This is a genomic window from Nostoc edaphicum CCNP1411, assembly GCF_014023275.1.
In the GTDB taxonomy this organism is placed as follows: Bacteria; Cyanobacteriota; Cyanobacteriia; order Cyanobacteriales; family Nostocaceae; genus Nostoc; species Nostoc edaphicum_A.
In genome coordinates, this window is sequence record NZ_CP054698.1 from 6,474,276 (window position 1) to 6,500,082 (window position 25,807).

The 25,807-nt window shown below is 41.3% G+C and carries 17 protein-coding genes; 2 read left to right on the forward strand and 15 right to left on the reverse strand.

Translation table 11 applies throughout. The annotated features are described in order from the left end of the window. Positions 1 to 49: 49 nt before the first annotated feature. The 11 genes from HUN01_RS30055 to scyA all read right to left on the reverse strand — a co-directional run bounded on the left by HUN01_RS30055 (position 50) and on the right by scyA (position 15,677). Complete coding sequence (locus HUN01_RS30055) at positions 50 to 2,254, reverse strand: anthranilate synthase (protein WP_181932873.1); 2,205 nt, start codon at positions 2,252 to 2,254, stop codon at positions 50 to 52. 505 nt (positions 2,255 to 2,759) lie between these two features. Beyond that, a complete protein-coding gene (locus tag HUN01_RS30060; RefSeq protein WP_181929234.1) occupies positions 2,760 to 3,953 on the reverse strand; it encodes a 3-dehydroquinate synthase in 1,194 nt (397 codons plus the stop codon). Next, the gene (locus tag HUN01_RS30065; RefSeq protein ID WP_181929235.1) at positions 3,950 to 4,594 is read right to left on the reverse strand and encodes a DsbA family oxidoreductase; all 645 of its coding nucleotides are present in this window, start codon (positions 4,592 to 4,594) and stop codon (positions 3,950 to 3,952) included. Before HUN01_RS30065 ends, HUN01_RS30060 begins: the two co-directional genes overlap by 4 nt. A gap of 12 nt (positions 4,595 to 4,606) precedes the next feature. Next, complete coding sequence (gene tyrA, locus HUN01_RS30070) at positions 4,607 to 5,686, reverse strand: bifunctional chorismate mutase/prephenate dehydrogenase (protein ID WP_181929236.1); 1,080 nt, start codon at positions 5,684 to 5,686, stop codon at positions 4,607 to 4,609. Positions 5,687 to 5,689: 3 nt separating this feature from the next. Continuing rightward, the gene (locus tag HUN01_RS30075; RefSeq protein ID WP_181929237.1) at positions 5,690 to 7,045 is read right to left on the reverse strand and encodes a glycosyltransferase family 4 protein; all 1,356 of its coding nucleotides are present in this window, start codon (positions 7,043 to 7,045) and stop codon (positions 5,690 to 5,692) included. Between the two features lie 110 nt (positions 7,046 to 7,155). Then, complete coding sequence (gene scyF / locus HUN01_RS30080; protein WP_181929238.1) at positions 7,156 to 8,355, reverse strand: scytonemin biosynthesis PEP-CTERM protein ScyF; 1,200 nt, start codon at positions 8,353 to 8,355, stop codon at positions 7,156 to 7,158. 172 nt (positions 8,356 to 8,527) lie between these two features. Next, a complete protein-coding gene (locus HUN01_RS30085) occupies positions 8,528 to 9,910 on the reverse strand; it encodes a ScyD/ScyE family protein (protein WP_181929239.1) in 1,383 nt (460 codons plus the stop codon). 127 nt (positions 9,911 to 10,037) lie between these two features. Beyond that, a complete protein-coding gene (locus HUN01_RS30090) occupies positions 10,038 to 11,318 on the reverse strand; it encodes a ScyD/ScyE family protein (protein WP_181929240.1) in 1,281 nt (426 codons plus the stop codon). Positions 11,319 to 11,419: 101 nt separating this feature from the next. Continuing rightward, positions 11,420 to 12,388, reverse strand: coding sequence for a scytonemin biosynthesis cyclase/decarboxylase ScyC (gene scyC / locus HUN01_RS30095; RefSeq protein WP_181929241.1), 969 nt, complete (start codon positions 12,386 to 12,388; stop codon positions 11,420 to 11,422). A gap of 25 nt (positions 12,389 to 12,413) precedes the next feature. Beyond that, positions 12,414 to 13,475 carry a tryptophan dehydrogenase ScyB gene (gene scyB / locus HUN01_RS30100; protein WP_181929242.1) on the reverse strand — a complete coding sequence of 354 codons (1,062 nt, stop codon included), beginning with the start codon at positions 13,473 to 13,475 and terminating at the stop codon, positions 12,414 to 12,416. Positions 13,476 to 13,793: 318 nt separating this feature from the next. Continuing rightward, complete coding sequence (gene scyA, locus HUN01_RS30105) at positions 13,794 to 15,677, reverse strand: scytonemin biosynthesis protein ScyA (protein WP_181929243.1); 1,884 nt, start codon at positions 15,675 to 15,677, stop codon at positions 13,794 to 13,796. A 1,726-nt stretch (positions 15,678 to 17,403) separates the two neighbouring features. Between scyA and HUN01_RS30110 the strand changes: the two genes are divergently transcribed. After that, the gene (locus tag HUN01_RS30110; RefSeq protein WP_181929244.1) at positions 17,404 to 19,380 is read left to right on the forward strand and encodes a scytonemin biosynthesis sensor histidine kinase; all 1,977 of its coding nucleotides are present in this window, start codon (positions 17,404 to 17,406) and stop codon (positions 19,378 to 19,380) included. A gap of 140 nt (positions 19,381 to 19,520) precedes the next feature. After that, entirely contained in the window at positions 19,521 to 20,408 is an 888-nt protein-coding gene (locus tag HUN01_RS30115) for a response regulator transcription factor (protein WP_181929245.1), read from the forward strand. Positions 20,409 to 20,613: 205 nt separating this feature from the next. Here the strand turns inward: HUN01_RS30115 and HUN01_RS30120 are convergent, their stop codons facing one another. The 4 genes from HUN01_RS30120 to HUN01_RS30135 all read right to left on the reverse strand — a co-directional run bounded on the left by HUN01_RS30120 (position 20,614) and on the right by HUN01_RS30135 (position 25,782). Further along, a complete protein-coding gene (locus HUN01_RS30120; protein ID WP_181929246.1) occupies positions 20,614 to 21,816 on the reverse strand; it encodes an AAA family ATPase in 1,203 nt (400 codons plus the stop codon). Positions 21,817 to 22,354: 538 nt separating this feature from the next. Beyond that, positions 22,355 to 23,518, reverse strand: coding sequence for a bifunctional glutamate N-acetyltransferase/amino-acid acetyltransferase ArgJ (gene argJ, locus HUN01_RS30125; protein ID WP_181929247.1), 1,164 nt, complete (start codon positions 23,516 to 23,518; stop codon positions 22,355 to 22,357). Positions 23,519 to 23,839: 321 nt separating this feature from the next. Then, positions 23,840 to 24,091, reverse strand: coding sequence for a hypothetical protein (locus HUN01_RS30130; protein ID WP_181929248.1), 252 nt, complete (start codon positions 24,089 to 24,091; stop codon positions 23,840 to 23,842). Positions 24,092 to 24,519: 428 nt separating this feature from the next. Continuing rightward, positions 24,520 to 25,782 (reverse strand): HhoA/HhoB/HtrA family serine endopeptidase, encoded by a 1,263-nt coding sequence (locus HUN01_RS30135; RefSeq protein WP_181929249.1) that lies wholly within the window; start codon positions 25,780 to 25,782, stop codon positions 24,520 to 24,522. Between the last annotated feature and the right edge of the window lie 25 nt (positions 25,783 to 25,807).

Sequence of the window (25,807 nt, forward strand, 5' to 3'; positions counted from 1 at the left end):
GCGAGAATTTCCTACTCTTGACAAATGACTGATGACAAATGACTAATGACTAATGACCAATGACTAATGACTCTTCGATGTGTGTATATGCCCGCACCACATTTTTAATGATTTCCAGACCGACTTCCCCGGCTAAAGTCATGATTGATTCTGGATGAAACTGAACGGCGGCGATGGGAAGTGTCTGATGTTCAATGCCCATAATTACATCGTCATCAGAAATCGCTGTCACCTTCAGTTCTTTTGGCAAATGCTGCGGTAGGGCAAATAATGAGTGATATCTACCGACTGTGAAGGATTCCGGTAAATTTTTGAAGGTGACAGAATCGGAATCAGTAACGAAAATCCGTGAAGATTTACCATGTTGAGGATAGTTGAGAACTCCCAATTCTCCGCCAAAAGCTTCAACGATGCTTTGCAGTCCTAGACAAACTCCGAAAATGGGAATTTGGCGATAAAGAAGGGCGCCGATAGTTTCCGAAACTCCAAAATCACTTGGTCTACCAGGGCCGGGAGATAATACAACTAAGTCAGGGCGTTCTTTGTCGAATAGTGAATCAGAAAAACCGTGACGTAATGTAGTGACGCTTGCACCAGTTTGGCGAATGTAATTAGCTAATGTATGAACAAATGAGTCTTCATAATCTATTAGTAAGATACGTTTGCCAGTTGCCGCCCTTGGGAGGATTTTAGCTAATTTTAAGGAACTGGATTCATCAATTTTCTGACTCGTTTGCTTAACACGGCGAATCGTTTCAAATAAAGCAGCAGCTTTGGTAATTGTTTCTTGTTCTTCTGCTTGGGGTATGGAGTCATAAAGGACAGTAGCGCCAACTCGCACTTCGGCGATGCAGTCTTTTAATCGAATTGTCCGCAGAATTAATCCAGTATTTAAATTGCCATTGAAATTTAAATAGCCGACTGCTCCACCATACCAACGGCGGGCGCTACGTTCATGCTGTTCAATAAAATCTATGGCGGCTTTTTTGGGTGCGCCGGTGACTGTAACCGCCCAAGTGTGGGAAAGAAAGGCATCTAAGGCATCAAATTGCGATCGCAATATACCTTCAACATGATCCACTGTATGAATTAAATGGCTGTATAATTCAATTTGACGACGACCAATCACTTGTACTGAACCAGGTTCACAGATTCGGGATTTGTCATTGCGATCGACATCAGTACACATCGTCAACTCAGCTTCATCTTTGTGAGAGTTGAGTAAATGACGAATTTGCACCGCATCATCAAGAGCATCTAATCCCCGGCTAATAGTGCCACTAATAGGACAAGTTTCTACCCGCTTCCCTTCAACTCGCACAAACATTTCTGGAGATGCGCCAATCAAATATTCTCCACCTAAATTAAAAATAAACCCATAAGGACTAGGATTTATATCCTTTAAAGTTTCAAATAGTTTGCTGGGTTCATCTTCATAGTCTTCAAAAAAGTTTTGACTAGGAACAACTTCAAATAAATCGCCTCGGCGGAAATAATCGAGTGCAGCCTCAACTTTTTTGGCATACTCGCCTACTTTATGATCAGCAGTTTGATTCGGGAGAAGATGTTTTCCGCGATAATCAACAGACTCACCTGTTCGAGGCAAATTCTTTGTGTTGCCATGCGCTGTTTGAAAATCATATTGGAGACGAAATGCCCGTTGCTGATAGTAGTCAACAACTATCAATTCATCTGGCAGATAAAGCACCAAATCACGCTGATCTGTAGGACGTTCCAAACGTTGGGTAATTGGTTCAAACTGAAAAACTAAGTCATAACCAAACGCACCATATAATCCCAAATGCTCGTCTTCTTGACTAGAAAAAGTATGTAGAATTTCGCGGACAACAGTAAAGGCTGAAGGTTGCTTACTGCGTTCTTCTTCAGTAAATAATCTTTTTGTAGATTTAACGAAGCCAACAATATTGTTATTATCTAGAGTAACTTTTTCAAGTTGTGTTGAGTTAGATAAGCACTCTAAAAGTAATGGCAAAAGTACTTGACCACGTTCATTTAACGCTATCAAATTAAAAGCATTTTCCTGTGTAGTCAATTCCAATGGTGGATTTACAAATCCGATTGCCCATCTTTTGTATCTGCCTGGATATTCGTAGCTGCTTCTTAGCAAGCCTCCACGCTGAGAATTTAAGTGAAACAGAATATCTTCAAGGGCAGTGTCCATCTTCACTTCAGTGATGGAGCGAGAAACACTTACACCGCCAAGGGTTTTATAAGAACGGGAATCAAAAATCATGGGTAATTTCTCACTAATTGTCATTTGTCATTTGTCATGGGTCATTTGTCATTTGTCATTTGTAGATATGACGATGCTATCTAAATTGTGAAGATTAAATAACCGCCTTATCTACTAGAGGCTTTGCCAACGCGAAGTGTATCGTAGAGAAAAAGAATATTTATGAATGCTATAAATAACTAATTTAGACAACTCGATATCAATCTAAATCAACCTATTCTAATCTGCGAATTATTTGTGAAAAATGTAATTAAAAACTTTTTGCTTCTTACTTAAGAGTACTAGATATCAAGCAGATAATACATTGAATAATTTTTCGATCGGGTGTCAATTTATTCGCTTTTTATACTGCTTATCTACTACTTTTCCAAACAAAGCTGTTTAAAATTCTCCGCCTCCCTCAAAAGTAGTAGATCATCTCAAAACCTAGCATTAAACCTCTGCGTTACTCTGCGCTTCCCAGCCTGCGGCAAGCCGCAAAAGCGTCTACCGCGTCCCTCTGCGTTTAAAATCCGAAAAACTCCCTCAACAGCGATATTGCTTCCCTATACAACAACAAATTCACCTCATGAACCTCAATTCCTTTTCCAATCCCTTGTAACAACATTAAAGTCAATTCTCCCCCCAAATGTTCCCGGAACTCAGTTAAACCCCGGAACAAACAATCAGGATGTTCCAATTGTGATAAATTCTGCGCTAATTCTGGCACATACAACGTGAAACCCAAAGCCGATAAAGTATTTAATATCCGTTGCCATTCTGAACAATCAAGCAATCCTAATAAATAAGAATAGGTGCTATCCAAAGCGATACCGATCGCAACTGCTTCGCCATGACGCAAGCGATAATTAGTCAAATGCTCCAGTTTATGAGCCGCCCAATGTCCAAAATCCAGGGGACGAGACGAACCCATTTCAAAAGCATCGCCGCTATTGGCAATATGTTCTAAATGCAACTGGGCGCAACTATAGATAACCTGTTGCATGGTATCCATGTCTCGCCGCCCCAAGGCTACGCTGTGAGAGTGGATATAATCAAAAAAGTTAGCATCCTTAATCAGCGCCACTTTGACGGCTTCTGCAATCCCAGAACGCCAATCGCGATCGTCTAGAGTTGTCAAAAAGGCAGAATCATTTATAACAGCATAAGGTGGCGCAAATGTGCCGAGAAAGTTCTTTTTACCAAAGGCGTTGATGCCGTTTTTTACCCCAACCCCAGAATCATTTTGCGCTAATACCGTTGTCGGAATGCGAATCAGGCGAATTCCTCGGTGAGCAGTTGCAGCAGCGTATCCTACCAAATCCAACATCGCCCCGCCCCCGATCGCTAATATGTAAGAGTGGCGACATAATCCGGCGGCTTCAATCTGTTGGTGGATTTGCTCTACGAAAGTGCGATCGTTTTTGGCAGCTTCTCCTCCCGAAATTATCATGGGTTCAGCTGCGATCGCTAGCACCTCTGCATAAAAATTGGTATACGCGATTAATTGCTTCACCAATTCCGGTTGAAACTTTAATATTCCTGCATCTACCACTGCAACTAATTTCTTTGGCTTTGTCTCTTCATCTGCTGTAACCACTTGCGCTAGCGTCGGGTTTTTCAACTCAAATAAATTTTGAGTGAAATAAACCTCATAGTTAAAAGTAACCGCAACCCGTTGATGAATTAATCTACTTTTTTGCTTGATGTCAACTATCATATTTTTGCAGGTATATCTAAAAGTGCAGCACGATTCAAAGTTTCCAGGAATACCTCTACCGAGTGAGAACCATTTACCTTGACTTTGTTATTGATGACGAAAAACGGCACGCTGTTAATGCCATTTAACCGAGCAAATGTTGATTCAGCAACAACTGCATCACTCACAGCATGATTAGTTAATTGCAATTTTAATTCGCCAGCATCCATCTGATATGCTGTACCGATGGCAACAATAACGTTAATATCTCCGAGGTTCAAACCATCTTCAAAGTAAGCTTTATAAATAGCTTCTACAACATCGTTTTTTACGCTTGTGGGGGCAAGTGCAATCAGTTGATGAGAAAGCTTAGTATTGACAGCCAAACGGACTTTTTCAAAATCTAGCTTAACTCCAGCCGCCTCTCCTGCACGTTGTGTATAATCAAACATCTGTTGCAATTCTTCCGCTTTCATGCCTTTTCTATTTTGCATAAAACTACGAAATTCATAACCTTCAGCAGGAACGGTATTATCTAGAAGAAATGGGTGCCAGCGGATATGCACTTCTTCTTCTTGCCATTGTGCCAGTGCATCAAACAGATGCTTTTTCCCAATTCTGCACCAAGGGCAAACGGTATCGTGAAAGATATCTATCAGCATATTTTTTGTTAATCAAATGCTAATATTTGTGTGCATCTGTGGTTTAAAATCTCGTTGCAGAGCCGTTGTGTGTAAAGGCTGTAGAAAAGTGTTAATTTTCTCTTCCAAAAAGCTTTGGGTATTTTCAAATTCTTTAATTAATGCATCTCTATCTTTTTTCGCCACCAGTTTCGCTAATCGGCTGTAAGTATTAGCTAAAAAACTAATAGCATTACACCTTTCTTCGGTAGCCAGCATAATATCAACACATAAATTAGGATTTTGGGAAAACAAACGTTTAACAATATCAATTTCTTGACGGTAGTTAGGAGTTGACATTGTTAAACTCTGCTCTATGTCCACTCTTGTTTGTGCTAAGAAAACGCCAAGACTAAATCTACAGAAATGCTGCGTTGCTTGAATAACCACCATCATTTGATCGTGTTCTTCAGGCGTGCAAAAAACTAATTCACCACCTTTACTTTTAAGAAAGTCTAATAACCATTGAAATGAATCATTGTTTCGACCTGGACACACTACCACTTTTTGTCCCAAAAACGATTTGATATTTGGGCCAAACATTGGATGTAAACCCATGACTGGGCCGGAATGATATTCCAGCATTGCCTGAGTTGGCTGAGTCTTAATACTCGTGATGTCACACAAGGCGGTATTTGGAGCAAGATATTTTGCAGCCCGCTTGATAACATCAACCGTATGTTCAATCGGAACACTGACTAATACTAATTCTGCCTGATTTAACAGTTTCTCTGCATATTCCCAATCTTCATGTTCGAGAACGCTAACATTATGACCTACTAACGAAAGCTGCTCTTTGAATAATCTTCCCATCCTACCGCATCCACCGATGATGGTAATTTGTCGGGGGCTGACATGATTTGTGGCAGATTTAGGGGTAAGACTGGCATGACAACTCTTGACTACACCTGCCCAAACAGACTCAGGAATACCAGCTTGAGCGAGTAGGGGAGCGACATCAGCCAGTTGTTCATCTAAAGAAGGTTGTTCTGATGCTGCTAATAATGATATGCGATCGCTAAGTAGGGCGATCAAGCTTTGGTCAGTTTTTTTAAGTTGATCTGAATTTGTCATTGGTCATTTGTCATTAGTTATTTGTCTTTGAGATACTACGCGCACAAGGGGCGAGGTATGTACCAAAAACTCTTTATTAATAAGTGATTCTTTAGAACTCATTTCGGGCAATATATCCAAAGTCGTTGCTTCTTTGGCGATCGCATCAGTAAATAACTCTTCGTATCGGTCTAGCGCTTGTTCAAAGGAATAGTTTTCTACCGCAAACTTTCTTCCCTTACGACCTAATTTTGCTGCTAATTCCGGCTGATTATATAAATCCAGCACCGCCGCAGCCAAAGCATCTGCTGACTCTGGCTCAACGATAACGCCGCCGCCACTTTCTCGAATAGCTTTCGCAGCAGTCCCAGCAGCGGGAACTGAACCCACAATTGGGCGACCACTAGCTAACAACAGTGGTATTTTAGAAGGCATATTGAAGGAAATTACATTGCACTTTTGTACAATTAACCCCACATCTGTGGCTGCTAACATTTGCGGTAGTTTTTCTCGCGCTTGCAACGGTAGCAGCAAAACATTATCTGCACCACAAGCAAGACAATGTTTCTGCAACCTTTCAAGAGCTTGGGATTCACCGGCTATAACAAAGACAATTTCTTTGAGATGACGCAACCGAACTGCTGCTTCTATGACTGTTTCTAAACCTTGCGTCAGAGCAATATTACCTGAATAAAGCACTACAAATTTACCATCGAGTTGATGGGTAGCTCTCCAAGAGTTATTCTCCTTTGGTAAAGGGCGAATAAAATTTAAATTTACCCAATTGGGAATGCAAGCAATTTTATTAACAGGTACATCTTTATTGATTAAATTATCTACAAAGCCATCGGCAATTACGCTAATAGTATGTGCAGTTCGGTAGGCAAATTTTTCTAAAGCTTCCAGAGCTTGAATCATCAACTTATTTTTAATTAGCCCAACACGCACAGCAGCTTCTGGGAGGATATCTTGCACATTCAGCACTACTGGGCAGTTGTATAACCAACTTATTAAGGTTGCAGGTAAACAAACTAGTAACGGCGGCACTGTTAAGAGAATTACATCAGGTCGCTCACCCTTGAGGGCTTGTGGCAAACTCGTAAAAACAAAGCTCAACTCTAGCAGTAGCCGGTCTACAAGGTTAGGTTTAGACTTAATCCGCAGGTAGCTACGCTGAATTTTGACACCATTTTTCTGTTCAGTAACGTATAACTTACCCCGATATCCGTCGTAAATCTGACGCTGAGGATAGTTAGGCATCCCTGTAATTACCCGCACTTGATGCCCCCGCTTCACCAGACCTTCTGCTAGTTCAGTCATCAAAGGTGCAATACCAATTGGTTCTGGATGATAATTGTATGAATAAATCAGAATGTGCATTAACCGTTAATGTCCTGAAGGTTTGTAGTAAGCACTTTAGTGCTTAGAAAATAAGGACTAAAGTCCTTACTACGAACTTGCTTACCTATCAATTTCGACTTGACAGACTACTAGCACTGTTTTTGCAGTTCCTTTTCTAAACTGAAGACTGGCTTTTGTTGTCCACGTTTCCGCAATGTGATGGTAGCAGCCCCAAATCCAAGCAATGCTAAACTCAGTGCTGAACTTGGCTCCGGTACTTGCTTCCTGTTTTCTACATTTAGCACTTGGACGCGACCTTGGAAGAAATCGCCCACATAAAGCTTGTCATCTTTGAGGGTTGTGCCACCCGTCCAGTTAAATCTGCCGGGAGTGAGGTCGAGGGGGTTGCCAAAAGGAGGGCCAGTGAATGCTGGAGGCGGTACAGGATTACCTGATGCATCGCGGGCATTTTCACCGAAGGAAGTCAAGAAGTTACCGTTTTTATCAAATACCTGAACGCGGCTGTTGATAGAATCAGCTACATAAATATTCTCTTGGTCGTCCACTTCGATGCCAATTGGCTGAAGAAACTGTCCAAGTTCGCTACCTGCTGAACCAAATGCCAACAGAGGATTACCAGTTGGATCGAGTACTTGAACGCGGTTGTTATACTGGTCAGCTACAAAAATATTTCCACTAACTGGGGAAATTCTTACACCTGCTACACCTTGGAACTCACCAGGTGCTGTGCCTCTAGTACCACCAATGACACCAAGTTGCTGTCCGTCTGATGTATATTTAAGAATCCTTTCGCCGTTAAAATCACCAACGTACACGTTGCCAGTTTTGTCAAATGTCAAACCAGATGGCCCAAAGAACAATCTATCCTCTACCAGAGGGGTAAATGCTCCATTTGCAAAGGATCTAATAAAGTTACCCTGAGAATCGAATTGATTGATGCGGTTGTTGTAAACATCACCTGAATACAGATCCCCTGTTACTGGATTAAAGTCTACAGTTGTTGGCTCGTCAAATTGTCCGGGCCCTGTGCCGCCGGAGCCAATTGCTCCAATATACTGACCGCTAGGATTAAATATTTCAATTTTGTTACCAAGGTCGTAGTTAGGAGTACCATCCGCCGGGTTAATACCGCGTCCGTTAGCTATGAGGGTATTCCCTTGGCTATCCACTGCTATCCCTTGAGGAACAAACAGTTCTCCAGGGCCGAAGCCGGGGCTACCAATACTTCTGTCGTAAGTTAATGTTACAGCATTGGCTTGGGCTGCTGTTGCCAGCACGGTGAATCCTGTACCGAGAATAGCAAGTGACAAATTTTTGACTAATCCCATGAGTTTGAAGTCCTGGTTGTATGAGTGTATACTCTTTCCTAGACTAATTTTGTTCCCAGTCCTAGTTGGGGAACCCTAAAATTCGGGCTGCTGCCTCTTGTTTGAAATGCAACTTTCTGTGTGAGGCAGCAGCTTATTTTCTACCCATTACCTGACACCAGGTAATGAGGAATTAGACTATCTCTGCTTTGGCTAGCAATTCACCCAACTTGTGTTGGCGTTTGCGCTTGGCGATCGCACCAGTTGCGCCTACACTAGCAAGTGCTAATAAGCCCAAGATTGAGGTAGGTTCGGGGACTTTTTCGGCAACGATACCATCCACCCGAACAACCGACCCTAGTTCTGGCCCAACACCGCGTTTGGTGATGTATATTTGCCCGTCAGGGCCAATATCGATTCCAGCAGACGATTCTAGCCCTTCACCGGCAGCCACCAGCGTTGTGCGAGTCAAATCGGGAGCAACTTGAATTAGAGAACCGGGGAGGAATCGCAAGTCACCTTGCAACTGAGACTCGTCGCCGAACTGCAAGACTAGCAAGTTGCCTTCTTCATCAAAGGTTAAGTCTGTGATTTGGGTAAAGCCATCTAGAAAAACCTCTGGGTTGCCATCGTCACCGATGCGGAAGATCCGCGATTCATTTTCTGGATATGGAAAACCTGAATATTCGGCAACGTATAAGGCTCCATCGGGGCCAATTGTGCCACCTGTAGGTACTGATTGAATTGCGATGTTTCCTCCTGGAAGTATCTCTACTAGCCCTGGAGGTAGTTCTTGTCCTGGTGGAAGGGGTGGTAATGATGAGGCACTAAGGACTTTCTTGGGAATTGCGATCGCCTGAAAGTCACTTCCGTCAAGTTTGATTTTGTAGGCGGTGTTTCCACCCCCGTCAACGACATAAGCAGTATCACCACTAACGGTCAAATCAAAGGGGTTGGTAACTACATCCCCACGGTCTGGGTTATTAGTAATTTCATACTTGCCGAAGTCAAAAATACTTTCCAGTTCCCCGGTATTCAAGTCAGCTTTGAAAAGTTGTGCTAAAAGCGGGGTATTCAGGACTTTATCGGGTGTGGATGGCGGAAAAGTAACAAGTTGCTGCTCTGGGATTGGGAAATTAGCACCAAGGTTAAGTGATTCTAAATCACGATTTCCTGGATAACCAGCAAACCCAGTCAGAAGATAAGCATTTCCCTGAGAGTCAAATTGTACGTCTTGAATACCAGCGCCTTGGTTCCCAGTTGGTTGCTCTGCTATAGATTGAAAGTTATTGAATAGACGCTGTGGCTGACCACCTGGTGTAACTTTGACCAGTGAACCACTATTACCAGCACAGATAGGCTGAAACAGTGTACTCGGAGATGGTTGGCAATTTCCGTTTCCTCCGATACCTGGCTCTGCTACGTAGAGACTGCCATCGGGGCCAAAGCTAACAGCCCGTGCATTACTGATTCCATCGACAATTGTCGTTAGAGTTGCAGCTTGTACAGATGGTGTTCCGCAAATAGCAGCAAAACAAAATGTCAGAGATGTCAGAGCAAATGATTTGAGTTTCATACCTTTCAAGAGAGATTAAGAGTTACTAATTTCGGGAAAGTTTTATGGTTTTAAAGACAAGAAATCCTAGTCCCTGAAGAATGCAGGGTAAATGTCCTTGAGAGGAACTGATATTGGTTTGAAACTTTTACTTGAGCGCCACAACTTTATCTCTGAGCGGTTTGGGGATTCTTTTTTTGTGCAGCCAAGTAACGCCGAAGGCAGCGATCGCAAACACGCCGAAAGCAGAATCAGGTTCAGGAACAGATTTGGTATTCTCAATTCTGATCACTTGTCCAAATCCAGGGCGATCGCCTCGGTTGGTGACGTATACTGCACCATCAGCACCAATAGTCAGGGCGCTAGGCGACTCTAATCCATTGCCACTCATAAGAGTTGTGCGTGTCCCATCGGCAGCTATTTTGATCACAGAACCATCAAAATCACCCTTCCAGGCTGACTGATTGGCGTACTGCAAAGCATATAAATTGCCCTCAGTATCAAATTCCAAGTCTGTGAGTTGGGTAAAACCATCGGCGAAGACTGTGGGTAAACCATCAGCACCGACTCGATAGATTTTTGCCCCACCTTCTGGGAAGGGAAAACCAGTAAATTGGCTGATGTAATAAGCGCCATCAAGTCCTTTAGCCACACTTGAGGGTACAGCTTGGGTTGCAAACTGCGATCGCACCTCTTCACCTTGAGATGGAACCTGTGCAGGTTCATTGGATGGTGTACCGGAGGGTGGAAAGACTGGATTAGTTAATATATCTTGGGGAAACGCAACTATCGCCTGCAAATTCCTACCACCAGTGTTAACACTGAGTAAATCGTTTGCACCTGCATCAACTGCAACTAACTTATTGCCATCTATGACGAAACCCAAGGGATTGCTACCGAAATCACCACCATCGGGATTGTTGGCGAGTTCATAGTTAGCTAAATCGGCAACACTCGCCCAGGTATTGGTATTAAAGTCGGGAGCGATGATTTTACCGAGGTCAGTGTAACCTAAATTGCGATCGCGAAAAGCTGGATTCGCCCCATACCCAATCAGAACATAAGGTTTACCTGTAGCATCAAATTGGATGTCACGAGGGCCACCGGCTCCGGTTCCATCTGGTAATGCTAAAGAAGGAAGTCCTGTAAGTATGCGTTCGGTTTTACCATTCTCAATTTTGGTAACTGCCCCACTAGTGCCATAGCATAAAGAATCGCCTTGACCACTTGGTGGTGGAACACAAGCCCCATTTCCCCCGATTCCTGCCTCTGTGACATAGAGATTGCCATCAGGGCCAAAGCTCAGACCTCCGGCATTATATAGACCGTCGGCGATTACTGAAAAGGATGCAGCTTCCGCAGCTTTCATTCCCGAAAAAGCGGCAACACAAAAAGTTAGAAAGGTAATAGTAAGTTGTTTTAATTTCATGTGTTGCAGAGAATTGAGGTAGAAATTTTAAACGCAAAGGGACGCTGTAGACGCTTTTGCGGCTTGCCGCAGGCTGGGAAGCGCAGAGGAACGCTGAGGTTTTAGTTAGTAACTAGGGATTCTTGAGTTTTTGGGAGGTAGCTCATTCCCCGATCAAATGATTTGAGGTTGCCGGCTTTGGCTTCGAGTAAACGTTTGATGTTCATGCTCTCAGCGCCATAGTCTTCAATTTGAAGTTTGCCGTGGGTAACAGTTCCATCTGTTTTCCAAAATGTGATGCGATGCAGGATAAAACCAGAAGCTTCGGGGTCAGCGAAAGCGTAGGCAGTTGGGATAAGTAACGCTACAGAACGCTGATAATAGTCGTACTCTGGATAAAAATATTCTTGTTCAAGCAAGTAGTATTTACTCAGACTATGAACTCGCACAGAAACTTTTACCTTCTGGTCATATTCATCTTTGAATTCACCTGATTCAGAATTAATATCACCATTCGGCCGCAGCAAATGCGCCCATTCATCTACGTTTTGTAAGTCTTTTAAGTATTCAATGCCGATTTCAATTGGGGCATCAACATAAATGGTATCTGTATCGATAAAGTGGCTTCCTTTGGCTGCTGAGGTCAGACCCGCCTTGCGTTCCAAATTACCTTTGAGAGAACGGCATTCGGAAGTGTGTACTGTGTGAATTCCCTGCATAATCATCTGAGTCTGTCGTTTGGGATCGACAAAGCTTAACCAATGAAAGTACACACCTTTTTCATCTGTCCCCGGCTCGATGTAGTCGGTGGGAAACAGCAAAACAGGGTAAACCTGAAAATATTTTTGATACTCTAATCCGCAGTGCCACTCAATACCATAAAACAGTGGGTTTTCTAGTTTCTTAACATGATAGTAAAGATTTTTGTGATAACCAGATGCAGTTCCGAGCCAGGTATCTTCATCAATTTGCTCTTGCATCCGGCTATAAAGTGTCCATTCGTCTAAGTTCTTTAAACTACAAAGGTAGTCAAAGGCGCTCTCTGGTGAAGTAGCAATGTAAGCTGATGTTGCAAAAGTATTTTTTTCCACTTCTCACTCCTTAAGATAGTAATAATTAAGCTGCGATCGCTTTAGTTTTGTTCCGCTTACTATTGTTGATCCGGTCTTCTGCTAAACGTTTTGCAGCATCGTTGGTAGTAACTCCCTGCGCTTTAGCAATCTCAAAAATTGCTAATAGCGTGTCATAAATGTTATGCACTTGCTTAAAAGCTTTTTCTTCGTCATAACCAATCATTTCGTTGTAAACATTAATTAGCCCTCCGGCATTAATTACATAATCAGGGCTGTAGAGAATTCCTTTTTTGGTAAGCATTTGACTATGTAGTTGCTCATTCTCCAATTGATTATTAGCGGCACCAGCAATAATCGAAGCTTGTAAAAAAGGAATTGTATGACTATTAAGAATTCCTCCTAAAGCGCAAGGAGCAAAGATATCTACATCAAGAGAGTAAATTTCAGTTGGTTCTACAACAGTTGCACCAAAAAGCCGTTTTGCTTCTTCCGTTTTTGCTGGATCTACATCGCTAACAAAAAGCTTGACATCATGCTCATGTAAGTGCCGACAAAGATTTTTACCGACATTTCCTAATCCTTGAACTGCAACTTTCATCCCATCAAGTCTTTTGCTCTGCCAACGAGATTCAACAGCGGCTTTAATTCCGAGAAAAACTCCTAATGATGTTATGGGAGCAGGCCCACCAGATTTTTCTGATACCCCAACAACATGTTTCGTTTCTTGACTAATTGTCCGCACATTGTCAGGAGTAATATTGACATCTTGTCCGGTGATAAAACGTCCATTCAGGCTATCAACAAAACGTCCATAAGCTCTCAACAGATCATCTGTTTTATTTTCAGGATTAGCGATAATGACTGCCTTTGCTCCACCAGCGGGAATATTTGCACAGGCAGCTTTATAAGTCATACCCCGACTCAGACGAAGCGCATCTTTTAAAGCAGCTTCTTCGTTGATATAAGGCATGAGTCTTGTAGCTCCCATTGCTGGGCCTAAGCTCGTATCATGGATGGCAATAATTGCCTTAATTTCGGGGTTTTTACCATGACAAAATAGAACTTGTTCATGACCCATTTCTCTAACAGTTTCAAATAGCAGCATCTTGACCTCTTGATATTGTTTGGGATTGGTTAGAGAAAGTAATTACCATTACAAAATGTAAAGATGTAGACACAAAAACACTCTCGAACATTAATATTGGATGGTGTTAAGAAGAGACTTTAGGTTTCAAAAATCAAAACTTTAAAATTCCAGTTAATTGAGCAGATACATTTTTTGGCTGGAATAAAGTTTTTGCCGCTTCTAAATTTATCCTTTGTCTTTTGCTGAATGGACAAATTCAAACTGGATTGCAAAATCCGCCTTGTTGAGGTGTTTTAGTGCCTATAACAATTGAAAGGAAATTCTCAGCTTTCAAAATCAAACCATTGGAAATGAAACTTGCTTGGCTGCACTTTTCGCAGAACTTGATTTAACTCCTTGTGCCGCTAAACTCTTATTACGTCCACCAGAAGGTGCTGGTCGATCGGCGTCAATCACTACATCAATGAGAAAGGGAACGGTTGATGCGATCGCTTGTTCTAATGCCGCTTCAATATCCGACTCTCTGACGACTACGATCGCTTCTGCTCCCATCCCACGAGCAATCATGGCAAAGTTTGTCGGTGGAAGTGTTGCATCTGCGCCCTTTAATCCCAAGATTTTCATCCCTTGATGGCACATGTTGTAACGCGCATCGTTGAGTACAATCCAGATGGCGGGAATTTTGTATTTCACGGCTGTGCTGATTTCGTTATTCATCAACATTGCTCCATCGCCAACAATCCCTACAGCCTTGCTATTGTTTGCCAGCGCTGCACCCAACACTCCGGTGACGGCGTGACCCATTGCACCGACTCCGGTACTGACTCGATAACGATTGGCTTGGGCAAATTGGAGTAGATGAGTTGACCAAGTAAAGGAGTTACCACACTCCGCCATGACTATCGCATCGCTACCTTCAACAATGATCTTTTGAATTGCTGCCATCAATACTTCTGGCCGCACTGGATAATCTACGTCTGATGCCGGTTCAATTGCTTTGTGTTCTGGACGAGGTAACGACAAAGTTGTGGAATGAGGAGCATCTGGTAATTGCTGCAATAACTCTTCCACAAAAGCTTTGATATCAGACCGAACCGCGAAAGTTTCAACGTGTGGATACGCAACACCTGGCACTTCTGGATCAATATCGACATGGACAAAACCTCCTTTGGGAACTAGCGCCGAACTCCAGAATGAAGTCGGTTCACCAAGACGGGTTCCTAATACGAGTGTGCGTAGTGGAGGTTGTTCTTCCATATAAGTTAAGACGGAAGCATGACCGCCTAAACCTGTGACACCCACAAACTGCGGATGATCTTCAGGGAATATACCTTTACCACGGGGTGAAGAGATAACGGCTGCTCCAGTTTTTTCAGCGAGTTGAAGGATTTCGGCTGCTGCATCACGCGCACCGAAACCAACCCAGATGGCAAAGGGGCCGGATGATAATAACTTTACCGATTTAGCGATCGCTTCTTTTGAAGCAGTCATCGGAAACGGGGTAACATCTAGTTGGGGTAAGGCTATATCTTCAACTAAACTTGTCTGCACAGCTGTAGGAATACTCAAATGGGCGACAAATCCGCCTGGTTGTGCCAAAGCTAAAGCCAATTTACGAAAAATCTGCGGTAATTGAGCCGCAGATTCAATAGTGATTGCATAGTTGAATAGCGCTCCTGGGGTAAAAATTCCCCCACTGGGCAATGTATAAGTGCTGGTTTCTTGAATAGCCCAACGTCCACGCTGTGGCGCTGAGGTGCAAGCTGACAACAAAATCACCTTTGCACCTTCACCACGAGCCGCAAATAATCCGGTCAGTGCGTTAGTGATCCCCGGCCCAGCTGTGGTAAAAACTACGGTGGGGCGATTATTGGCAAAGTATGCTTCGGTGGCTGCAAATGCTGCTCCGGCTTCATGGCGGAAGTTCAACACTTCTATATTGCTATTGGATAGCGCCCCCCAAAGGCTGGCCATTGCGCCACCGGCGACACCAAAAGCGTAGCCTACTCCCAAATTTACCAACATTTGAGCGATCGCATCGGCAACTGAGAGCGTTGGGGGTGTTTCGTCATTTAAAAAAGGCTGAATTTCCCCATTTTTTTCCGATTCATCAAACTGAAGGGAGTCAGACACAGATTCTACATATCTGTTTGCTGGAAATTCCTTGTATGGCTCAGTGGTGATGAGAGGAGAGTTTGAACCAGTATAGTTTTGACTCATTAGTTTCACGTAATTACATAAAGTTACACAAAAGCTTTTCAGTTTACAATCACAGCGCTAGAAATCTAGAAATATCTAATACAAACAACTCTGTTGTTTCTTACAGCTATGACCTAGCTTGGTCGATAGTAGAAATGGTTGATCGCTGCTGATTGATGCTTGTGAGCGCGGTACCAAAAAATTTTTAGCAAAAGCATACAACAGTTGGGGTTGTGCTTCTTGTGACCAGAATAAGGGAGAGAAAGACCCTTGTGCAATCAAAAATCTTTTGATGGGAGTGTCAATTTTTTCGCTTCTGTGGTGATGATTACAGTACAAAAGGTAGGTTTGCGGCAAAAAACTAAATAATGTGAGGGTATGTAAACTAGCAACTAACCTGAATTCAAGCGCGTCTCAGAATCTTTGCAAAGCTTAACATAGCTAGCTTTAATCGCACCGATTTACTTACTAAACCGCATGGAAAAATTTTTGACTTGTGATGCTTATTATGATCTGGGCCTAATCTGCAATGAAAAATCTTTTGATGCAGATGTCAATTCTTTCGCTTTTATTGTGATTGCGACATTCCCAACTTAATCACTCTAAAGTATTGATATTCTGCGTAGGCGTAGCCCGCCGTAGGCATCGCAGAAGCGTCACATGACCAGATTTACAATAGGAAATTTTTTGATCTGGTTGTCAATTCTTTTGCTTTAGAGCTTAGACAACTTTTTATCCGAATTAAAGCATGAGTCAAACTACACCAGTTTGGCGATTTTCATATTGCCACCAAAAACCCTTTGAGTCAATTATTTGTAACGATAAATACATCGTTTCTTAACTTTTGATATTTCCTTAGAGAGATGACTAAGCGTTTAGTATGCATTGGCTAAGAAGTGTTTTTTATTGCTACTGAAACAATTTATATACTTAGTATATTAATGCAATGTTTCTTTATGACAAAACAAACACAACGCTATACGGGAAAATATACGTGTACTTTTAATACAAAGGTACTTCTCACGACAGATGACTAAGCATATTCTTCTATAGTTAGATCCCTGAAAGAGTAAGTTAAGATAAATTAAGAAAATAAATTGATGAGTGAAATTTGTTCATTTAAGCCAAGCACCGCAAATTCATTTATGTTGAAAATAAAACGACTTTACAGTATTACAGCACGGTGGGAATCTAGCTACTATCTCAACTAACCAGACAAGTTGCTTAGAGCAACTGGTTAAAGATAGACAAACTTCCCCCGTGTTGTACTAGTAGTTCGCCAAAGTCCTTGGCGAACGAAAAGTTAAAGGATAATTTGTTATCCTTTAACTTTTCCCCAGTCCAAACGCAACAATTTTAGGTTGATGAACTACTAGTTACCTCTGTAGAGGGCTAGTTTAAATTTAAAATATCTTTCCGACTGATAGATTAAAAGTTTTGAACTCTTAATCTATCAGGTTTATTGGTCAATCTATATTTGATTTGTCTAGGTTTTGTGCTGCCATAAAAAGCTGCTTAAGTCCAAAACAAAATTTTTAATGTTTTAGTTTTTTTAGGAAAATTTGGTTTAAAAATTCGCATTTTATTGGTATGATAAGTTTTATTAAGACAATTAGTAATATTTTTTAAATTACTAACTAATTTTATTTTTTAACAGCCTAAGAGTGCACCAAAAATTTTAGTAAGTTATGACTATTAACTCATTAATGGCTACAGTGCTGATTGATTACCAGGAGGAAGTAGGAATATGAATTCTGGCGAATATACACTAGCTAGATCAAACAATCAATTGGCACTACAACCTGAAGTAGAAATGAAGTTTGCTCACTTCCTGATAAATCACTCTGTAGATGCTGCTTTCTGTTTAGGAGCAAACGCGCAGTTTCTTTACGTCAACGATGCCACTTGTCTAATGACAGGGTATTCCCGTGAAGAATTACTTTCCATGAAGCTGCATGATATAGACGTAGACTTTTCTCTGCACAATTGGTCAGATATTTGCTCACAGGGTTCTCTTACCTTTAAATCTCGCTATCGGACAAAAGGAGGCCGGATATTTTTAGTAGAAATATCCATGAGCTATGTAAAACAACAAGATATGGAATTTGGTTGTGCTTTTGCTCGTGAGAAAAATGACGAAATAGTAGAACTGAGCGTACAAAAGTGGACTGATGAATTAAGAGATGCCAAAGATAATTTACAACAAGAATTTTCTCAACTCAAAGCAAAAGAAGTAGAACTAGAAGCATCTCTTTCGTTACTTCGTTCTACTCTCGAATCTACTGCCATTGGTATTGTTGCAGTTAACTTTGAGGGAGATATTCTGAGCTTAAATCAGAAATTTGTAGATATGTGGCAGATTCCAGAATCTCTAATACTATCTAAAAAATGTCCTCAATGCAAAACCTTTTTTGAGAACCAACTTAAAGATCCACAAGCCTTTAGTCGGCTGATTTGGGAAGTGTCTAGCCAATCTGATTTCGAGAGCTATGACATTCTAGAGTTGAAAGATGGGAGAGTTTTTGCACATTACTCTAAACCTCAGTTGCTTGAAGGCAAAATTATTGGAAGAGTGTGGAGTATTTGGGATATTACTGAATCGAAACAGACAGAAGAAGCATTACGATTAAACGCAACTAGATTTAGGACTTTAGCAGAGACAACAGATACTAGCACTTTTCTGATTCAAGGCACACGACTTTGCTATATAAATCCGGCAGTAGAGCAACTTACTGGCTATACAAAAGAGGAACTGCTAACAGGTTTTGACCTTCGCCGACTAATTAAGAGCAAAAAACGTAGGCAGATAAGTAAGCAGGGTGAAGCAGCTAACTTTGAATACCAGGAGATGAATATTCTGACAAAAAACGGTACGGAGCGCTGGCTAGCCTGTGCCGTTGCCAAGCTTGATGGAGGGCTGGATTTTGGGGGAAACCCAGTTGAATTAATTGCAGGTATCGATATTACCGATTACAAATATGCAGAATTAGGTCTTAACCAAGCTTTAGAGCAGGCCAAACAACTTAGCGAACTGAGAGCGCGTTTTCTTTCTATGGTTTGCCATCAATTTCGAACTCCGCTGAATATTGTTTCATTTTCTAATAGTTTACTAAAGGAAGAAGTAGACAAACGTACACAGAAGAAAATCCAGCCACTACTCGATCATATTCAAAAAGCCACTGAACAACTGAGCTTGATGTTGGATGATATTTTGTTCTTCTCTAAAGCAGAAGCAGCAAAATTAAACTTTGAACCACAACCTGTTGAGTTAGTTCAGTTTTGTGATGATTTGGTTGCACAAATGCAGATGACTGTTAACCAAAATCCAATCATTTTCATAAGTCCAGATAACTCTTTAACAGCCAATATAGATAAAAAGTTGTTAGAACCTATTTTGAAGAATTTACTCGATAATGCAATCAAGTATTCTTCCTCGAAAATGGCAATTGAATTGAAATTTTATTGTCAAAACGAAAAATTAGTTTTTCAGGTAAAGGATATGGGTATCGGTATTTCAGCAATAGATCAACAACGAATATTTGAACCATTTTACCGTGGTAGTAATATTGATCATATACCTGGTACTGGACTAGGACTATCGATTCTTAAAACTCTTGTAGATTTACATCACGGTCAAGTCTCTGTGGAAAGTAAAGTTGGTGTTGGGACTACGTTTACGGTGATGCTGCCATTAATGAAATTAGCAACTGGTTACGAGTTATGAGTGTTGAAATGAAGATAGTTGTTAATTAAAAACTTAACAATCATAACTCTCAGAACGAGGCAATTAATTTTTCATGCCTATTTAGATACTCACCAAAGAGTGTAGTAATTAGCTTCTGTAAAAAATTATAGTAATAGAAAATGATGTACGAATCATCAAAGAAAATTCTCGTCATTGAAGATGATACCGTTACCCGCGATCTTTATTTAAAAGGTCTTGAGGCTAAGGGTTTTGATATGATAGGTGCTCAAAACGGTCGTGCAGGTATCCAACAAGCACAAAAGAGTACACCCGACTTAGTGATTTGCGATATCACGATGCCCGATATGGATGGTTATAGCGTTTTAACTACGCTACGCCAAGATCCTGTTACAGCAATTATTCCTTTCATTTTTCTAACTGGTAGTAGCACCAGATCAGATATTCGTAAAGCTATGGAATTGGGAGCAGATGACTATCTTACCAAGCCCTCGACACTAGAAGAACTGCTCAGAGCGATCGCTATTCGCTTGCAAAAGCAAGCTAATCTCCAATACTGGTGCGCTATGAAGTTCGAGAAAGCACCAAAATCAGTATTTACAGATGATACTACAGCGATCGCTGGAGGTGTTGTCGTAGCCTCTGATCAAGAAGCCCCTGATAGAGAAGCCAACATTCCTTCTAAGTCAATCTTTCCCTCCATTCCCCAATTAAAAGAGGTTTTCGACTTTATCGAAGCCCATTATCATCAAGGAATTACTTTGTGTGATGTCGCTCTTGCTGTTGGTTATTCACCTGCTTACTTAACCAACCGAGTCGCACGGCAGACAGGAGAGACTGTAAATTGCTGGATTGTCAAACGCCGCATGGCGGGAGCGCGTTTTTTACTCCAAAATAATAATCAGACAGTTGAGAAGATAGCGAAAACATTGGGCTATCAGGATGTGTCTCATTTCTCCCGTCAATTTCGCCAACATCACGGTTTACCTCCCCAAGCTTGGCGCAAACAGCATCAGCTTGTATTGCAAGAACAGGTGAAACTCTGGTGAAAGTAGATTGACAAAAAAGGCAGAAGGAAAGAAGTATTAATAAAAACTTTAGTTATGTGTTTAGAGCCGCACTAGTATAAAAGATTTGTGTCGATAGCGCAGCGTAAAGCCTTCTCTTTCAGAGACGCTGCGCGAACGCTTAGAGCAAGTGCATTGAGCGTCGCGGAAAGTTCTCCCTGCCCCCTGCCCCTTCCCTCTGCCTCCTTCATACAAATAGTTGCGTAAACTCATATATTAAATCCACCCTGCCCTTGCGTAACATGGCTGGATCTAATCTTTCTGTAGTATTGCAAGTCATCAAGACAACTAACCGTTGCTGCATCTGAATACCAGAGTCATCAATTACACTCTGATACAAAGTGCCATCGAGCAAACTCAGAATGTGTTCGGTTTTGTTATTGTATTGCGCCACCTCAGAAGCACGATTTTGTGCTAGATTATCAGCTTCGTTAATAACGATACAAATACGCTCTATGTAAGTCGGTGGGACAAAGTTAGCGATCGCATCATGATCTAAAATAAAAATTACATATCCCAAAGGTACAAGAATTTCTTTTGCAACTGCCTGTGTCCAAACTGTTTTACCAGTACCTGGTTTCCCATGTACAACAACCGCTAACTGGTTTTGATTCAGAATCGCTTGCTGTACAGAATCAGTAAAGTTTTGTATATCTGCGGGAAATGTCCGAATGGAAAATTGACTATGAACTTTACCTACACGACTTTGATATCCACTCAGCATAACGGCTAAGTCGTAAGTTGCTTTGTTAATCAGTGGCGCAAGATTTTTCGCCATTAAACTATATTGTCGTCGCCCGCGATCGTAGGGGTCAATTTGCAACCAAACGTCATGCTTCGACCAGTAAGCATAAACAGTATTAATAACATCTAAGCGTTCCCAGCTAACAAATCTATCTATAGGAAAATAAAAATCTCTTTCTGAGTAATACTGCGTAATAATGTCAGGATTACCCAACACACCTAAAACTCGCAGTACAGTAATTTCTTGCAGTCGGTTAAGAACATAATCAATGGGAATGCTACTACGACTCACAAATTGGACGATAGGCGTTTCTGTACTCAAAACATCTTTGTAGCGATGATCTGGTGATTGAGGATCTGGCGTGATGTAATTCCAAAACTTTTCAACTTCGTAGCGGGTATTATCAGATACGACATTTAATAAGTTAGCCCACCAAGCATAATTATTTCTTCCCAAAGTATCAGCAACATTACTTGCTAAATTCAAACTTTTTTGAGTTAACTCGCGGGAGTCACTGTACAATAGATGCCACAAAAACCCCCAGTCTAATTCTCGGTTAAATGGTCGCCAACCGCTAGCAAGCAAGCTTTGCCGGGTATTATTTGTAGGAGTGCCTTCATTGCTTCTAAAATAGTCAAAATCCATATTTATTTAGTTATACAGCGTTAATCGAACTATTTGGTATTAAGTAGGAGATTTTGAAAAATTTTTCTCGTAATATTAACTAATTGCGTACAAATAGTAATTTTATTTTCACCGTGCTGTAATGGCTAGGAAGTTTTTTTTAATTTAACCCATCCTTTATGTAATATACTATATTACATAAAAAATACCCATGTCAACTTTTTTGACTTTTAGCTATTGATATATCTATGCTACTTATCTATCTCTAGATGAAAACTAATACCATGTCCGTGGAATTGCTTATAATATAAAGCACCTAACCCCATTTTTAGCTGGTGCCAAAGTTTCTCTCCCTAATCTTGGCTCGTAATAAGCGGTTCTAGCCCTGAAAATAGGGCTAGAAAGCAAATATAGGACTCACGTTTGATTTTTGAAAATATACGTAGGGTGTGTAGCTGCGAGAGTACGGCACAAACTCTTGAGAATGGTGCCGTACTCTCAGCGATAACGCACCCTACAATTTCAGGTTTACTTTATGAATAGTCTCTTACTTGCTTAATCAAGTTGAGTATTTACCATTAATTTCTATATAACCCTCTGAAAGATCACAACCCCATACAGTTGCAGAGGATTCACCAATATTAAGGCTAACATGAATATTTACTTGATCTTTTGACATAATTTGCCGCAACTGTTCCAGATTTTCATTAGTTAAACTATTAGGATAAACCTTCACATTATCAAAACTAATAACAACTCTGTCTGGATTTATCTGCTGTTCACTTTCACATTTGCCTATAGCCATAGCGACTCTTCCCCAATTCGGATCTGCTCCATAGACGGCGGTTTTTACTAATGGTGAATTCACAATTGCTTTTGCTACTTTTTTAGCTTGTGCATAGTTAATCGCTGAATCTACAGTCACCTCAATAATCTTGGTAGCACCTTCTGCATCTCGTGCAATTTTCAACACCAATTCTTGTGCGACTTCTTGCAATGCACTGGCAAAATCTACTTCTGAAACTTCACCGGCTATTCCATTAGCTAGAATCACGGCGGAGTCACTAGTAGAAGTATCAGTGTCTACACTCAGACAGTTAAAAGTTTTATCTATAGTAGAGCGAAAAATAGAACGAAGGCTATTTGCAGAAATTGTAGCGTCAGTAAAAAAGAAAGTTAAGAGAGTAGCCATATTAGGCTCAATCATGCCAACACCTTTGGCAATTCCTACCAGCTTGGCATTTCCTATTTGCCGTGTAGCTATTTTTGCTACTGTATCGGTGGTCATGATACCACGGGCTGCGGCATGAAAATCAGCAGCAGTCAATTTTTTCCCTAATCCTAATAAACCTGTCCGGATTTTTTCAATCGGGTAACGTCTGCCAATTACACCTGTCGAAGCTATCACAATATTATGTGCAGCAATTCCAGTTTCAGTTGCAACTAATTGTAGAACCTCTTGGGCATCAGCGATGCCAACAGAACCATTAGCTACATTTGCATTTTTAGATATAACGACTATTCCTTGTGCTTGTGAATCTTTTAAGTGATCGCGACTAATAGTAACACTTGGCCCAGCAAAAAGACTTTGAGTAAAGACTCCATCAGCAACACAAGGAACTGATGATTTAATAAATACAAAATCATCAGTCGCATCTCGTATTCCCAAGTTAGTAATAAATGCACTAAAACCTTGAGGTGTGGAAGATATAGTTAATGGCATTTTTCTGGTTTTAATAAATTGCTTTAATTATCTCATACCATTTCCACAAATTTTTGCAACACACTAATCGGCTGTAGGAGTATAGAGATTTAACGTCTATCTTGTTGCATTCCACTCTTACTCAGGCTCGTCAATATTTAGATGCATTTGCCCTGGATCTGTATAGGAATCAACGAAGAAGTGCTATTTTTATTAAAAACATGAAATAATACCCCTTTAGAATATTTCTAAAGGGGATTTTTAAACACCAACAAAAGCTATGAAAAAAGAACTCTGCAATCAATATTGATAGGCAATAAATTATTGCAGTTGTAGGTCTTTTTATCTATATACATAGCGAGCCGGTATCCACTGGCGACCACGATTTCTTTGTACCCAACGTCCAGGAACCAATATCCTCCTTCTCGCTTGGGTAGGGGTATAAACCCTAACTGGCGCTGGTTTTTTGATTATTCTAACTGGAACTGGTCGCCTAACTGGCCGTCTGATCTGGGCATCGGCTTGGGAAGGAATAAAGGTAACAGCAATTGGTAAAATCAGCGCTAAACTAGCAAGCATTCTTTTAATACTCATTCGCAAACTTTCCTTCTATGATGTAGACATCAAAGTGATTAATATCTCGCGAAATATTAATCGCTTTGACAAATAAATGATAAAACTGAAGGGATATATACACTAGTGAAAAAGGTAATTAGTTAAACCGTGACTAATGTCATAGGTGAAGAAGAATTCATAATTAAGAATCAATCACAGAACTTACGCAAAAATCGCTTTTGATATTTGTGGCAGTGCCCACTTGATCTCATGTCCAGCTAATTAGTTATCATTCCCGAATCTATGTAGAAAGCCCAACAACCCCTCTTCTCTGCGGTCTTAATGATAAGTCTTTAACCGGGCACGATATTACGGTGATTGCAACTCAACTTTGCCACCTGAAAAAAAGGGACGGGCAAAATACCCATCCCAGAAAATTCACTTTTATTCAATTGATAGCAAAACTTTTATTGCACTGCGGTGGGAAAAGCACCAGGTTGCACAGCTACATTAATATTCTGCCCATTGCGACGTAATTCCATACGTAAATCGCCCCCGACTTGGCTATTTTCTACTGCTTTTTGGACACTGCTGGCATCTGTGACTGCTTGTCCGCCAAGCTTTTGGATTACATCACCAGCACGTATTCCTGCTTTAGCGGCTGGGGAATTTGGCACAACTTTCACAACTAATACACCTTTGTCTTCACTCACATTCAAACCGCTGTTGGGATCTGAGTTGATATTTTGTTTTAGTTGAGGCGTTAACCCCATCATTTGAATTCCCAGATAAGGATGTTCTACTTTGCCTGTAGCTATAAGTTGGCTGGAAATACGTTGTACTGTGTTGATGGGAATAGCAAAGCCTAATCCTTGTGCCCCTTGGATTATAGCTGTATTCATGGCAATTACCTCGCCACGAGAATTTAGCAGGGGGCCCCCGGAGTTACCAGGATTAATCGCTGCATCAGTTTGAATATACTCTACTCGCTTATCGGCAGCACCGATTAGATTACTACTGCGTCCAGTAGCACTGATGATTCCGGTAGTTACTGTATTATCTAGTCCAAGGGGGTTGCCGATCGCGATCGCCCATTCTCCTGGTTGCAGTTGATCTGAGTTCCCTAAAGCTACTGAAGGTAGATTCTCTGCCTGAATCTTGACAACAGCGACATCGGTTAATTCATCTTTTCCTAACACCTTACCTTCCAAGGTGCGCCCGTCTTTGAGTGTCACTGTCACCGTATCAGCACCATCTATGACATGGGCGTTAGTGAGAATCCGACCATCGGAACTGATGAGAAAACCTGAACCAGTACCCCGTTGTACCCTTTCTCCTGATTGTGGCAGTTGGGAACCAAAAAAGCGGCGAAAAAATGGATCGTTGAATTCATCTGGTATCCGGCTTCTTACAGTTCGGGAAGAGTTAATCCGCACTACTGCTGGCCCGACCTTCTGCACCACCTGTGTCACAAAATTAGGATCTGTGGCGGCTGGTAATGGAGGAGCGGCATTGACTCGACTAACTGCTAAGTTAGATGCACTCTCAGACATCTGCCGAGAATTTCCAGCCATATAGCCACCTGCTAATGTCATACCTGATCCCAGCAGCACCAGCGATAGAGAGGCAGCAGCCTTTTTCCAGGGCGCTCGATTTTGGTATTTGGTGTCAACAGTGTTTGATAAAATGCTATTTGATGGGTGTTCTCCATCACGAGATTGGTTTTGCATTGCTGTCTGGAAAGATATTTTAGAT